Here is a 14,610-nt window from a genome sequence, read left to right as displayed (position 1 = left end):
CCGCGCCCGGCGCTGACGGGCCCGGCTCGGGCCGGACCGCTCCGGTCAGTCATGGGCGGACGGACCTCCTTCCAGCGCCGGACCGTGCCGGGCCGCGCTCGGACGGGAGCCGGTGCCCCTACGACGACCTCGGGGTGTCCGGGCCGGTGGCGGAGCGGTCGAGGCGCGGACCACGAGGTCCACCGGTGGCTCACTCGCCGGCAACGGGTCCGCCCGCGGGTTCTCGATGGTGTGCACGAGACGTTTGACGGCCTCCTGCGCCACCACGTCGAACGGCTGACGCACCGTGGTGAGCGGAGGAGACACATAGGCCGCTACGGGAATGTCGTCGAAGCCGACGACACTGACGTCCTGCGGCACGCGCAAGCCGGACTCCGTGAGCGCCCGGATGAAACCGATCGCCATGTCGTCGTTGGCGGCGAACACCGCGGTCATGTCTCCGACACCGGCCAGTTCACGGCCCGCCGCATGACCGGAGGCCGCCGACCAGTCGCCCTCGACGACAGGTGGCACCGCCCTGCCGTTCGCGATGAGCGCGGATCGCCAGCCCTCCGTACGGTCACGGGCGGAGTACCACCGTCGTGGTCCGGCGAGGTGGTGGACCGTCGGGTGTCCCAGGTCCAGCAGATGCTCGGTGGCCGTCCGCGCCATCAGATCGGCGCCGACGCCGGCGGCGAGTGCCCTGGGCGCTGGCAACGGTGGCGCGCCCAGGACGAGGACCGGTACGTCGAGGCGGGCCGCGAGGTCACCGTCCTGCCCGTCATCGATCGGCTCGGAGATCACGATGCCGTCCACGCCCTGGTCGAGGAGCGAGTCGACGGCCCCGCCGATCCCGCCCGAGTCGCCCTCCATGGTGTTGACGACCCGCAGGGCGTAACCGGTGTCCCGTACGGCACGCTCCACCCCCATGATCAGGGAGGCAGGTCCGTACAGGGCGGTTCCCAGCGTCACCACACCGATGGAGCGGGTACGTCCGGAGGCCAGCGCTCGCGCGGCGTTGTTCAGCCGGTAGCCGAGTTCTTCGGCGGCATCGAGGACGCGTCGGCGTGCTTCGGCGGAGACGTACGGCTCGTCGTTGAAGACCCTGGACACCGTCTTTTGCGAAACACCCGCCAGCCGGGCCACGTCCACGCTGCGCGGCGCGCCGGAACTCCCGCCCCGCCCTGCCTCTCGCGTCATGGTCTCTCCCGAACCGAACCGTCGTGGTCCGCAGCAGTACCGGTGTCACCCGTCTGACTGCGCTGTCTGACTACGCTGACATGTCTACGCAGTCAGGCAGGGGTCGTCAAGTGTCCGGAACGTATTCGTAACCTCCCACGAACCCCGTGTTCGGAATGCCGACCGCGCGATGCGACGGAATGTGCCGCAAGGGTTGCCGCAGGGGATGACGGATGAGGGAAGGCTTTCAGCTACCGTCGGCAGCTGCTTCGGCCGGTTTCACGAGGGGCGCCAGGGTCTGTGGCAGGTCGTCCTCGGAAGTGAGCACCGCATGGTCCTGCCAGGTGTGCTCGGTTCCGACGTCGATGAAGAGCAGTGAAGTCGACCCCGACTCCCAGAGGGACACCCTCCCTGAGCGCCCGTCCGATTCCAGCGTGAGGACCACCGCTGTGGCCTTCGGCCGCCCTCCGGACGGGGTTCCCGTGGCGGGTCCCTTTACCGCCGAGCTGATCCCACGTGCGCGAAGTTCACGTTCGTGTGCGGCATGCCAGTCCCTGAGCCACTGAGCGATCTCTGACACCGCGCCCCTGCTTGGGCCTCGAACGGGCCGTCGCACCAGATCGTAGACCCGGCAATCGCCAGACGAAGGCCGTCCGGATGGAGGCGTTCGCGGAGGCGTCACATTCGAAGTGCTGTGTGCCGATGGTGCGGTGAAGTCCCTGGTGGACTGGCCGTTGTTGCCCGAACTCGGTCGTGGGCGCGGAGTGATGTACGGCGGTTCGACGGCGGACCGGCTGCTCACCAAGGGCCAGTGGCACACCGGACACCCGGTCCCATCGTGATCGTCAGCGACGCCGGCTAGGACGTCGCCCGCCCGGCTTGGGCCCTGCGTGACCTGCCGGTCGAGATGATCGGCCGGGTCTGCTCCGACCGCGTGACGCGTCTGCCGAAACCACCAACTACGGCCAGGCCGATGCCCAGGCGTGGGACCGCGTCCCCCGGTACCTATTTCGTGGCTTCGCAATGCCGCACACGAGGCAGTCACGCTCGTCCAGCGAGCACACTGCCACCCGACCACCTTGACCCACGACTGACCCACGACTGCCCACGACACGGGGCACCCCCCGGCTCACGTCATGCCACGGGCTCCCAAGTGAACCCGTCCGGGTCCGTGAAGGGGCCCGCGTCGCTGCCGATGGCGATCCGATGTGATCCGGTGCCCTCCGGCGGTACGCCGGCGACCTTGGCCAGGCCGCGACGGCCGTACAGGGACAGTTTGACCGGGCTCGACGAGGAGGCGAACTCGACGTACTTGCTGCCGAAGCTCTTGGCCACCGTGAGGCCGCGGTCGACATAGAACCGCTTGCTCGCGGCCATGTCCGAGACGCCCAGGAGCAGAACGATCTCGTCGATCTGCCGGCTGTCCGGGCCGGAGTCCTTCTTCGAGGAGGTCGCGATCTGCCAGACGGTTCCGTCCGGGGCCTGCACGACGCCGCCGTAGCCCCACAGGGACTTCTTGGCGGGCTTGAGGGTGGTGGCGCCGGCGTCGAGGGCGGCGCCGACGAGTCCGTCGACGATCGACGGCTGGGCGACGACGAGCGAGAGGGTGAACCCGCGGAAGCCGGAGGTCGGTACCTCGGAGGCCCGCAGCCGCAGCTCTTTGCCCAGGCCGAAGGCGTTCGAGTAGAACTGCTCGGCGGCCACCAGGTCGGCAACTTCGAGGGTGACGCAGTCGATGGAAGTCATGTCCTTCACGCTAGGGAACCTCGGCGACCGTCGCTTCTCGAATCCTGACCGGTCCGGGGGAGTGCGATGTTCATGACCACCTGACGGTCAGGGAACCAGCAGCTTGGTCACCTCACGCAGTTGGTCGTGCGCCGCCACAAGGGCGACCGCGCGCTTCGGGGAGGGTACGTCCGGGTAACAGGCGGCCCGCAGCAAGTAATCGGCGAGCATGACATGCCACTCCCAGGCCCGGTCCGGCTCGGCGGCGTCCGGACAGACCGAGTCCAGATGCGTGGCCAACCATGACAAGGCCACCAACGCGGCCTCCGGTCCGGGCGGCACCGCGAGCGTGCGCCGACCGAGACACAGGGCCAGCTCGCGCCAGGCCTGGAAGCGGGTGAAGAACATCGATTCCACTCCCGAGTCCACCGACCTCATCAGCAGGTCGACGCCGAACCGTGCCACGTCGGCGGCCCAGTTCAGCCGTGCGAAGGCGCTGGTGTCGATGAGGACCGGTGTCGGATGGTGTCCCTGACAGATCAACACGTTGCCGCCGTGCAGATCACCGTGGGCGTAGGTGGTCACCGTCGGCCGGGCCAACTCGCTCAGTGGCACGCCGAGCGGCCTGCCTTCCTCCAGGAACGACCTCAGCTCCCTCGTCAGCTCTTTCACATCCGACAAGCCACCGCCGTCGGGTCGAACCAGCGCGGGCGAGAGCTGCTCCAAGGCCTGGAGCACCTGTCGGCGCCGCAGGGGGCGAAACCGCAGCAGCTCGGTCAGAGGCGTGTCCAACTCGCGATTCTCGATGTGCGCCGCCCGCAGTCCCTCCCCGAACAGCTTGATCATCACGTCGGCGACATCCGCCTGCTCGGGACCGGCCGCCAGCCAGTCCCGCAGTGTCGTGGCGTGGTCGGGCAGCGGGGCTCCGAGTGCGTACCAACCGTTGACCGGGCCGACGGGCCGCTCGGGACGCTGCCGGATCAGCAGCAGGGCCGGGAACACCTTCGCGGCTCTGGCGTTCTGTTCCGCCTCGTGCACCAGCCCCTGCTCATCCCGGGACGCCTTGAGGACATGGCGCTGCACAGGACTGCCCGGAGTCGTGGCGGCGACCGAGCAGACGACTGCCCCGGAGGCGCCGGGGGTGAGGTACGTGAGGCGCATGGTCGCCGTCTCCGCGCCTTCCGCCTCCAGGATCCTGCTGTAGAGCTGGGACAAGGTGGGTTCACCGACCTCGTCGATGATCGACTGGACGGCGGGGTCCTCCGCGTCCGCGTCGAGCTCGACGGTGCGCACCGTGCCGTTGTTCAGAAGATGCTCACGCACGGCCTTCACGATCGCGGCCGGGCTGTTGTCGAGGGATCCCTGGGTGAACTCGTAGCGCCGGAAGACGTGGTGCGCCCCCGAGCGCCGCGCGCGGTCGAACAGATCGGGCATCGACTCATCGCCGGAGCTCACGGCGATGATGTACGTCCGGTCCGAGCGTTCCCTGGCCTCGGTGATGAGTTCCAGGCCGCGTGGTTCGATGAGCTCGGGCAGGTCCTCCCGTGCGAAGAGCAGGTCGACGAGGACGACGTCGTACGGCGGGTTCGCGAGCCGGATGCACTCCTGGCCCTCGTCCGGCTCGGTCTTCGTCTCCCAGCGCACCTGCCAGCCGAACTTCTCGAAGTGGGTGTTGAGCCGCGCTGTCGAACGCCGTTGGTTCCGTTCCTCGTCGTCGACCATCAGCCCTCTGATGACCTGCATGCTCAGGCCCCCTCCCACAACCGCAGTGCCAGGAGCGTCTCGAACGTCCAGTCCCCGTCGTCGAGCGCCTGTCCCGTGAGGGAGGCCCCGAAGGGTCGCAGCTTGGCGTCCAGTGTGCGCAGGCCTTGGCCCGGTGCGGGACTCGGCCGGGTTCCGGTGGTACGCAGCGAGACCCGAGCCGTACCGGAGGCCTCGTTCGTCCAGGTCACGTCGAGCCGGCACTCGGCGCTGGACACCCGATGACGCCGGGTGTTGTCCAGCACATGGTCCATCGCGTCGTGCAGCAACGGCCCGGGGCAGAACACCTCGGTCTCCGCCGCCGAGGCCGGCAGCACCACATGGACGTCGGTCACCGGCGCGCTCTGAAGGGTGCGTAGCGCGGGTTCCAGCAAGGTTGGCGCCGAGGAGACCAGGTCGACGACGAGTGCCCGTTTCCCCGTCTCCGGTAAGTGGGTGGCCAGGAACATCCGATACCACCAGTCGAGCCGGTCGAGGAGCTCGTTACGCGTGAGCTGCCAGTCCAGGTCGTCCACGCGTCGCGGCCCGCGCAGCAGGCGGTCCAGCCGTTCGGTTACCTCGCTGAGCGCGGTGATGCCGCTGGGCAGCAGTCGCATCAGCCGTTCGTGCTCGCGCCTGCCGAGTTGATCGTCCACATACTCCCCCGCCAGGATGTGGCGGAGCACCGGCAGGCACACCAGGGCCCGTTCGGCCAGGTGCCGCTTGCAGGACTCCCAGTCGGAGCGGGCGTCCTGGGTGGCGCGCTGCGAGGGCGCGGCGTCTTCCAGGTCCTCGACGTAGTCACGCACTCGCAGCAGGCCGGAATCCAGACGGTGCCGCATCACCGCGTGTCCCAGGTCCTCCCTCAGCTGTTCCCACGCCTTCTGCGGATCGTCGGGTTTGGGCCGTGCTTTGTGGTCAGCGATGGTGATGAGCTGCTGGACCACGTGCAGATGTTCGTCGGCGAGCCCGGGCGAGCCCGATGTGCGCTGCTCCTCCAGCACCTTGCGGCAGCGCAGCAGACTCTCACGCAGCCGTGAGAGGTCGATCGGTGAGTCGTGCGGCGGACGGCGCAGCATCCGGTAGCACTCCAGCAGCATCTGGTCCACGAGCAGCGGCTCGTCCAGGGCCAGAGCCAGCAACCGCGGCAGCACCTCGGTCAGTTGTTGGGGCGTGGTGGCCGCGAGCACCATCAGTGCCTGGACCCGCAGCCAGGGCGAGACGTTGGCCGACTTGCCGAGACCGGCCACGCACAGCTGCGCGAGCAGTTCGCGTCCCACCGTGAAGCGCAGCGGGGGCAGTTTGAGCCACTGCTGCTCAGCGGCGAGCAGGCGCAGCAGGTTGACCCGGCTGAACTCCTCGCCGCGCCCTGTGTCGTCGAGGAGGGCGCGTAGCCGGTCCACCACACCTTGCCGGGAGCCGGTGTCCCGCAGCGCCTGGCGCAGTAGTGCGCGCCAGCGGATGTAGTCGATGACGTCGTCGGAGCTGATCGGCACGGCGAACAGGTCCGCGGCGGCGCTGCTGAAGACTTCCTCTCTACGCCGTGGGCGCAGGAGTTCCCGCAGTTGGGCCGCGTGCCGACGCAGCCGGTCGGGAGCCGCCGTGTCGTCCTGCACGCGCATGCGGGTGGCGCAGATTGCGCAGTCATGCGCGGGCTCGCCTGGAACGCTGCTGGCGCTGACGAAGCGTACGACGGCCGGAACGGAGGTACCGCCGCCGGTCGGAACCACTGCCTGGAGCATGCGTAGTGCAGCCGCCTCCTGATGTTCGAGCCGGTCCAGGAGGACGACGGCCACGACCGCTGCGGCACCGCTCGCTGCCGCCAGCCGGATCATTTGCTGGAGGGTCGTCCCGGTCGTCGCCCGCCCGTCCAGAACGACGACGGTGTGGCCTTCCGATTCGTGCCGCACGGCGGTTGGGAAGATCCACTGGTTCCGCGCCACCCCACGTGGCACCGCGACCAACGGCCCCACTTCGTGGTCGAGTTCGCGCAGCCGTCGGTGCACGGCGACCGGAAGCCGGCTGTCGTACCGGTCGTCCGGAGTCCCGGCGTACCAGAGTTGCAGCGGCCGCCGACCGGCCGGTCCGGGCACGTCCTGCACCGTCGCCACGGCCTCGCGCAGCACTTCGAGGAGGATGTCCGTGATCCTCGTACCCGTCTCCGGGTGCCGCAGCGCGCGGTCGAGGTGCAGCATGGCGCTGGAGTGCGAGCGCGGCCCGGCGAGATGCCCCAGGGAGAGCGTGTCAGGGGCCCCGGTGCACAGCCGCAGGAAGTCGATCTCGGAGATGCGCGGGGGTTCCGGCGGCGAGGGAACCACGGGATGGCGCAGGATCGGGTCGATGTCCACGACGTCAGGGCCCGCCTCGCCCGCAGGCGGCGTGCAGCCGTCCGCGGGGTAGACGCCGATGGAGACATCGGTGAGGGAGACCACCGGAATACTGCGATTGAGCAGTTGGATGTCGCGGCGCTCCGGCCGGGCGTCCACGACGCAGGCTATGACGGCAGGTTCGGCTCCCGCCGCCACGATGGCGGCCGCGGCCCTGCGGGTGGTGTTCTCGGTCGAGAGAAGATCCGTGATGAGTACCACGCGTTCGCCTGCCTGGACCCGCTCGCTCGGATTCAGGCCCTCCAGGTCGAGTTCGCCGGGCATGGCGTGATGTCGGCCGCCGAGCGCCAGACTCTCACTGAGTCGGGCCGCCAGGGGCCGAGGCGCCGCCGAGACGTGGGCGACCATCGTAGGTGGCTCGCCCTTGCCCCGCTCGGCCAGTACCTTCTCCACCTTGCGGGCCAGCACATATGCGGCTGTGGCGGTACCTATCGTCGCTGTCAGCATCATGGCCGAGTCGACCCAGCGCCGGGTGATACGCAGACCAGGTGTTCGGAACAGGCCCTTGGCTACGCCCTCCCGCTCACCCCCGTCCTCCACGACCTCGGCCAGCTGGCGTTGGGTCTCTCCCTGGAGGGTCCGCAGCACACCGTGCGGGGACAGCACGAGAGAGACCTGGCCGTCCGACACGTCGAAGAGCCCGGGGCATCGGTCCAGCGTCTGCCACAGTTCCGCCCCCGGTGCTCCGTCGGCGGCCGTCCAGCTCCGCATCGCCGCTTCCACCGCCAGCACGCCGCCGTTCCGGCTGAGCTCACGCAGGACGGCACGCAGAGGGGAGGAGCCGCCGTACCAGATCGGTGAACCGTAGCAGCCGTGCACCAAGATGGGGCTGGACACCACGGCCGGTCCGCTGTGGTGTTCGGCGTGCAATCCGGTCACGCTGAGGTCGAGGACCTTGGGGTCCGCGTCCGGGAAGAGCACCGCGACAGCGGTAAGGTCGGCGAGCGTACCCGCGACACCGAGGGCGGACGTGAGTGCGTTCTGGAGGCCCGACCGGCTGAGGTGGTCCGTGTCCCGGAGCGACATCGACACCACCACGCCACCCACCGACGGGTCACCCGCCGCTTCCCGCGCGGCCGCCAGGAGGGTCGCCCGCCCCGTTTCGCCGAGTCCGCCCACCGGATCAAACACACAACGCACCCAACGCAGTTGCCGTCCCGTCGCCGCCTCCGGGCGGTCGACCCAGGACAGCGGGTTGCGGTGCGACTTCGGGTCGGTGAGCACCTGTACCTCGTGCAGCGTGCCGGGGGCGCGGCTGAGCGCGCTCTCTGGGATGGCGACCTGGCCGTCCGACTCCGTGTAGACGAGCCCGGCCAGCGCGTCGGCGGTGCGGACGACGACGCTGCCCCCGTAGCTCTTGACCAGGTGCCTCACCCGCCACAGCCCGTTGTGCGCGCCGCGTGTGCCGTAGCTGTCCGATGAGCCGGAGCTGTGTCCGAAGGCGTAGAACACCGTGTCCTCGGCTTCGGTGAGCCGCTGACCCGACACCGGCCGTACGCCGGAGGGAACACCGCGGCGCGCCTGTACCGGGTCCAGCCTTGTCACCAGGCCGCTGCCCGAGTCGCCCACCAGCAACCGCAGCACCTCGCTGCGGGTGGTCGTGGCCAGCTCGGCCAGTTCACTGGAGGCGGGTGGCATGTCCGGGTACCGGCGCCCGTACGTCACCGAGTCCAGGAGCACCGCCCCCACGAGGGAGTGCGGAGCCCGGCCGACGACGCCCGCTCCGGCGTGCTCGGCCACGTTCGACAGCAGTTCCACCAGTACGGTCTGGCTGAGCGCGTCCACGTCCGGCTGCGACAGGCCGAGGTCGCGTAGCCGCGCCACGATCCCCTGGAACTCCTGGGAGGCTCTCAACTCCTGCGCGTCCAAAGGCGGCAGCCAGTGGAACGGAAGAATCCGGCGGCGCACATAGGGGGATGCGTCCGGTGCGGCCGGCCTGGGGCCGGGCCCGTCCTCGGCGTGCGCGAGATGTTCGACGGTAGCCGCGTCGTCCAGTCTGACCGCGCCCTCCGGCCAGCGGGCCGGTACCAATGCGTCAAAGAAGCCGACTTGACGCATGAAAGCCCGTGCGTCACCGCGTCCACGGGCCCGCCGGGTCAGCAGTCGCTGTGCGGCGGCTCGGCTCCGCTCCTTGGACTCGGCGTTCACCGGTTCGCGTGCGTCGGGCAGTTCGGCCGTGGGCAGGGTGACACGCACCGGCACGCTGTCCCGTACGGCCGCGTCCACCAACAGCAGGGCCCGTGCCAGGGCCGACATGTCCGCGAATTCGACGCGCGAGAAGTCCAGGTGGAGCCCCTGCTCCTGGATCCGGCGGGTCCAGCGTCCGTCCGCCGCGAGCGGGGCACGCCGGGGCAATAACACGTTCTCCCAGGTGGTCGGGGTCAGTCGGGGTGGGAAGCGAAGTCCTGCCATGATCAGGAGCCCTCCCTGTGCGGATGCGTCGTGCTGCGAATGGTTCTGCCCGCATAAGCCATAGAAATATCCCTCTCTTCCGGATACTTCGACTGCCTGCCATCATCGGAGCGCCGCAGCAACACGGGTGCGACAAAGGGATGTTGATGTCACCATCCGGCTACCCGGCCGCGGGACCGCGGTCCCCACGGGGGCGAGCTGGTGATGGCGCGCCTCGGCAGTCGAGTCCGCGCCTACGACGGCCATCTGGGCCCGTAGCGGACAACGTTGATGTGCTCTTCCGGCAGGAGGAATGCGTGGTGCGATCGAACCGGCGCGGGCCCGGCTCGGAGGACGGGGTCCCGGATGTCGGGGACAGGCTGACCCTGCTGAGGTGGCATCTCGACCGGTACGACCGGCTTCGCGCCTCCACGGCTTCCAGAGCCTCCGTCGTACTCAGCGCGGGGGCCATCCTGTCCGCCGGGAACGCCGTTGTCCTGGCCCGCCTCATCGATGGCCCCGACTCGGGGCTCGGCATCGCGACCACGTTGGTCTTCGGCCTGGGCCTGCTGCTCAGCATCGGGCTGGTCGTGCTGTCGTTGATTCTGGCGACCGGCGTCCTGGTCACGCCGAGGCCCAGCCGCGACACCTTCACGGACGCCCGGGATCTCCCTGCGGCCCTGGTGTTCAACCCCACCGACACTGTAAGGGAGTTGCAGACCTACGACGCGTTCAGGGCAAGCGTCGAGAGTCAGTCGTACCAGGCGATCCTCGCGGCGGCGCAGATCGAGTTGTGGATCGGGATACGACAGCACCGTCACCGCTACCTACGGCTGCGGGCCGCCACCCGTGTGCTGCGCTGGGCTGCCGTCATGTTCGTCGTATCCCTCACCGGATTCGTCGTCACCATGCTGAGCGAGTCGCTGCGGACCTAACCGCCCGTCGAGCCCCCTACGGGCCGCTCTCGGGCCAAGCCCGTTCGGGCAACTGATCAATGCGCGTCGCGGTGCCGCGTGCTCTGCACGGGTGGTCGCCCGTCACCTCACCTGACCCTGAACGTACGGCACCAGGCGTACCGGACCGGCGAGGCCGTATGCCTGGCGGGTGGCCGTGCCGAAGACGGTGGGCCGGCTGACGCGGAGGCGGTTGATGAGGGGGGTGGCCACCTCGACCTCGATCGTGTTGGTGCCGGGGCGCAGGTGTCCGCCGAGGTCGACGACGGGGTGAAGTCGGTCGGCGGGGGCCAGCCGTGTGCCGTTGACCGAGACCCGGAAGGTGTCGCTGACGGTGCCCAGTTCGAGGTGGGCGCCGTGGGACGAGGTCCAGTCGGTGGGCAGGTTGACGGTGGTGCGGTAGCGGCCGATGCCCGCGGAGTCGGCCAGTTCGGGGATCTGCGACCAGGGGAGCAGGGCGTCCAGGGTGAGACCGCGCCGGATGATGTCGGTGTCGGTCGCCTCGGCGCCGGGGTACCAGTCCTCGACGTCGAGCCGCCAACGGTCCAGTGTCATCGGACCCGGTACCGCGGGCAGGGTGGTGGAGACCGTACGGCCGTGGGAGAGCAGGGTGGTGTACGTGCCGCCGGCGGTGGCACGGATGGCCAGCCCGCGGTCGGTGAAGAGCACACGGTCGGCGCTGGTCTCCACGGCGTGCTTGCGGCTGCCGTTGCGGTCCCCGAACAGGCCGGGCCGGCCGAGGGCGATGACGGTGGCCTGGCCGGGGTCGAGGGTGACGCGGAGGGTGATGGTGTCGTCGGCCTCGGTGTAGCCGCCGATCCGGGTCACCTCTCCCGTCCATGGGTCGAGCAGATAGGGGACGGTGGTGGAGTGCCGGGTGCGGCGCAGGGTGACGTCGTGGTCGATGGCCGCGACCGGCGGCTTGACCGTCTCGGCGTGCTTGCCGTTGCAGAGGTAGTACAGGTCGGTGTCACCGATGACGCGGTGGGCGTTGAGGAGGGTGGACGCGGCGGCGTAGCGGGCGTCGGGGGCGATGCCGAGGGCGGCGAGGGCGTCACCGACGGCGCTCTTGTCGGTGACGGACTTGACGTGGGGGAGGGCGAGGAGGCTCGTGAGGACCTCGCGCAGCCGCTCCGTCTCGTCCTGACCGGGAACGCCGGGCGTCAGGGCCTGGTCGAAGGAGCCGAGCAGGACCATGGGAAGGCCTGCCCGTGCCAGGCCCAGGAGCTTTTGGGCATCGGCGAGGGCGAGGGTCGGGGTGGACCCGTAGAAGAAGTCGCCCTCGACGAACAGGGCCTTGTAGGCGGGGCCTTGGGGCGCCAGACGGCCGTCCGCCACACGGGCCGAGGGCAGGTCGAGCAGGGGGCCGCTGAGGAACTGGTGGGTCCAGCCGAGCGGGACGCCGGTCGCGGTGAACCAGGAGGCGCCGATGCCGGTCGCGGTGTAGCCGGTCTGGCGGAAGACGGCGACGTCGGCTCGCGCCGTACCCGTCTGGAGAACCTGGTGCACACGCCCGAGATATCCGGCGATGTCCTCGGCATGCCGCCAGGTGGGCTGTCTGGGCCCCCACGACTCGCCGTAGCCGGGCGCGCCGTTGTAGGGGCTGAAGGCGGCGAAGCCGGGCCAGCTCACGCCGGGGGCGGTCGCGTACGAGAATCCGTGCACCACCGTCTGGTTGACTCCGGCGGCGTAGGCACCGCCCATGGTGCGCAGGAACCGGTCCCAGGTCGTGCTGTACGCCGAGCCGTTGTAGGCGCCCGACTCGCAGGACAGCACGGTGTGCCCGGCCATGTCCCGTCCGCCTGCCAGACAGCGGTAGTCGTCGAGGTTCTTGAAACCCAGTGACTCCCCCTCCGCGATGTCGAGGAGCGCCGCGGACGCGATCGCGTCGGTCTGCAAGCCGTAGGGCTGCGCCCGCAGTTCCATGCCCAGGGAGTGGGCCCAGTCCCGCAGGGCGGTGACGTGGTGCGTGTTGAAGAGGTGGGAGACGGTCTCCCAGAAGTCGTGCCGGATCTGCCGGGTGATCTGCGCCTCGAAGGCGAAGACCTGGTTGCTCTTGTCCAGGACGAGTGCCGGCAGGTACGGCAGCAGCGAGCGGCCGCAGCGCTTCTCGAAGGCGTCGGGCAGTGCCGAGGTCCACACGAGGGAGTCGGTCTCCAGCTCGATGGAGTCCTCGAAGAAGGCGCCGCCCGCCGCCCTGAGGAGTCTGCGCACCGAGCCGGTCAGGACGGAGCGTTCCCAGAAGCCGGTGACCGCGGCGGTGCCGGCCGGGCTGAAGTGGTCGACGACGTAGGCGGCCGGGGCGGAGTGCGGGCCCGACTCGGGTTGCTGGGCGGTGCCGCGCTGCCAGTAGGAGATCAGCACCCAGTCGCCCTCAGTGGGAGCGGTCCAGGTCAGGGTGCCGCCCTCGACGCCGGCGGTGAGGTCCTGGACGCTGGCGAGGTCGAGACCGGTCTCCTTGCGGGTGGCGTTGGCGGGCTCGACGCGGGCCGCCTGGACGGCGAGCAGGCTGCGCCGGGTGACCTCGCCGGCGGCCGCGCGCACGGGCTCGGGCACCGGGCCCTGGTAGGTGGTGCCGCCGGTCACGGTGAGGCGCCCGTAGGCGAGTTCCTGGGCGGCGGCCTCGTCGTCGGGGGTGACGCCGGGGACGGCGACGGGCCAGCTGGGACCGAGGGTGAGGTCGACGGTCAGGCCACGACGGGCGGCCTGGCGCAGGGCTGCCTCGACGCCCTCGCGCCAGGGAGTGCTGCCCCAGCCGTGGTGGGCGGTGTCGAGGACGGACTTGTCCTTGACGCTGTGATGGACGGCGGAGATCTCGGCGCCGCCGAAACCGGCGTCGGCGATCTGGTCGATCTCGCGGGCGATCTCCGCCGGGTCGACGAGTCCGTCCGGCCACCACCAGCGGAACTTGGGGCGCACCGAGCGCGGGGGAGTGGCGAACCAGTCGCCGGGCAGGGGCTGATGACCGGTCAGAGGAACGGCGACGGCGTTCCCCGCGCCCGTCGCCGCGAGCGCCGTGGCGGCGCTTGTGGCGAGGGAGGCGGCGAGGACGGCGCGCCGGGATATGCCGCCACGCTGCGGGATGGGCTTCTGCATGGTTCGCCCCCAAGGAATGAAACGTTTCAACTCGCTGCAAACGCGGGAACGTTAAGCCGGGATTCCTCGGCGGGTCAAGATCGGCGCACCAAATCCCTTCGCTGCGACGACGCGAACTGCCCCGGGTACGCAGCCCACGGCCTGTCCGCTGCCGTCCGCTACTGTCCGTCGAAGGTCGGCACGCAGGCGGGACGGTGGCAATGCGGACATGGGAGGCGGCGCTGGACAGGCTGTGCGCTGTGCGGGTCCCGGAGGACGAGTCCGCTGAACTACCGGACGAACTCTTCGACGCTGTGGACGGTCTCATCGACGCCTACGGTGCGGACGACATCGCCGAGATCGTGGCTCAGGCCGTGGACTCAGGGCGTGTCACGGTGCGGCAGGCGACCACGTTCCTGCACGTCGCCCAGTGGTCCGGCACGGACAACGGTGCCTCGATGCAGCACACTCTCGACGACTGGTTGCGGCGGGCGGACGATACGGTCCGTCTGCACATGGCCCTCCACCAGGGGATATTCCCCCTGCCGACAGCCGTGGAAATGAACGCCGTACTCACCGAGATCGCTGCCCGCCACCCGGAACGCCGAGCCATCTGCGAACACCTGATCGCTGCTCGCCCCGCGTCCGCCTGACCTCACCACCGTTCACGCCAGGCGCGGTTCGGCGGCGGGAACGGCGAGTTCACCTCACGCGACGGCGGTCCCTTCGAGCTCGACCAGCTGGCCGGGGACCGCCAGTCGCGCCACCCCGAGCATGGTGCTGGCCGGGGCCACCCCGGCGGCAGCCAAGCGCGCCGCCAGCACGCCGTAGTGCGGGAACAGCAGATCGACGTCGGTCGTGTAGACGTTCAGCCGGACGAGGTTCGCGAGAGACATGCCGGCCTCCCCGAGAACGGCCTCCAGGTTGTCGACGCTCAGCGCCAACTGCGCCGCCATGTCGCCGTCATGCCGGGGCTTGCCGTCGCCGCTCATCGCGGTCTGCCCCGAGATGTACAAGGTCCGAGTGTGCCCGGAGACGACCTCACCCTGGTTGAACCCCATCTCCACCGACCAAGCCACCGGGTTGACCGCCGTACGTTCCACTGCCACTTCAGCTCCATTCGAGGCGTCGGGAGTGCGTACGTCTGCGGCTCGGTAACGGGCGGCTTCGACGTCGCGTGA

The 14,610-nt window shown here is 69.9% G+C and carries 9 protein-coding genes; 3 read left to right on the top strand and 6 right to left on the bottom strand.

The genetic code is table 11. From position 1 onward, the window contains the following. Positions 1 to 45 precede the first annotated feature (45 nt). Positions 46 to 1,179: a LacI family DNA-binding transcriptional regulator gene (locus HLK59_RS07415; protein WP_171140455.1), complete on the bottom strand. Its 1,134-nt coding sequence runs from the start codon at positions 1,177 to 1,179 to the stop codon at positions 46 to 48. A 689-nt stretch (positions 1,180 to 1,868) separates the two neighbouring features. Between HLK59_RS07415 and HLK59_RS51905 the strand changes: the two genes are divergently transcribed. Continuing rightward, the gene (locus HLK59_RS51905; RefSeq protein WP_277349457.1) at positions 1,869 to 2,000 is read left to right on the top strand and encodes a hypothetical protein; all 132 of its coding nucleotides are present in this window, start codon (positions 1,869 to 1,871) and stop codon (positions 1,998 to 2,000) included. A gap of 292 nt (positions 2,001 to 2,292) precedes the next feature. Here HLK59_RS51905 and HLK59_RS07410 read toward each other — a convergent pair whose 3' ends face one another. The 3 genes from HLK59_RS07410 to HLK59_RS07400 form a co-directional block, all read right to left on the bottom strand. Further along, on the bottom strand, positions 2,293 to 2,904 hold the full coding sequence (locus HLK59_RS07410; RefSeq protein ID WP_171140454.1) for a glyoxalase: 612 nt from the start codon (positions 2,902 to 2,904) through the stop codon (positions 2,293 to 2,295). A gap of 87 nt (positions 2,905 to 2,991) precedes the next feature. After that, a complete protein-coding gene (locus tag HLK59_RS07405) occupies positions 2,992 to 4,626 on the bottom strand; it encodes a response regulator (RefSeq protein WP_171140453.1) in 1,635 nt (544 codons plus the stop codon). Positions 4,627 to 4,628: 2 nt separating this feature from the next. Continuing rightward, positions 4,629 to 9,422 (bottom strand): hypothetical protein, encoded by a 4,794-nt coding sequence (locus tag HLK59_RS07400; RefSeq protein WP_171140452.1) that lies wholly within the window; start codon positions 9,420 to 9,422, stop codon positions 4,629 to 4,631. Between the two features lie 296 nt (positions 9,423 to 9,718). Here HLK59_RS07400 and HLK59_RS07395 point away from each other — a divergent pair, with 296 nt between their 5' ends. Then, entirely contained in the window at positions 9,719 to 10,336 is a 618-nt protein-coding gene (locus tag HLK59_RS07395) for a hypothetical protein (RefSeq protein WP_171140451.1), read from the top strand. 102 nt (positions 10,337 to 10,438) lie between these two features. On the opposite strand, the gene HLK59_RS07390 is transcribed toward HLK59_RS07395, so the two are convergent. Then, the gene (locus HLK59_RS07390) at positions 10,439 to 13,450 is read right to left on the bottom strand and encodes a glycosyl hydrolase (RefSeq protein ID WP_171140450.1); all 3,012 of its coding nucleotides are present in this window, start codon (positions 13,448 to 13,450) and stop codon (positions 10,439 to 10,441) included. Positions 13,451 to 13,650: 200 nt separating this feature from the next. On the opposite strand from HLK59_RS07390, the gene HLK59_RS07385 reads away from it, so the two are divergent. Continuing rightward, positions 13,651 to 14,082 (top strand): hypothetical protein, encoded by a 432-nt coding sequence (locus tag HLK59_RS07385; protein ID WP_171140449.1) that lies wholly within the window; start codon positions 13,651 to 13,653, stop codon positions 14,080 to 14,082. Between the two features lie 54 nt (positions 14,083 to 14,136). Here the strand turns inward: HLK59_RS07385 and HLK59_RS07380 are convergent, their stop codons facing one another. Next, positions 14,137 to 14,532, bottom strand: a complete 396-nt coding sequence (locus tag HLK59_RS07380; protein WP_171140489.1) for a RidA family protein — start codon at positions 14,530 to 14,532, stop codon at positions 14,137 to 14,139. Between the last annotated feature and the right edge of the window lie 78 nt (positions 14,533 to 14,610).

Origin of the sequence: Streptomyces sp. S3(2020), from assembly GCF_013044505.1 — a bacterium.
Taxonomy (GTDB): domain Bacteria; phylum Actinomycetota; class Actinomycetes; order Streptomycetales; family Streptomycetaceae; genus Streptomyces.
The sequence above is the reverse complement of the archived record's forward strand: the minus strand, read 5'-3'. Positions and strand labels throughout refer to the sequence as shown.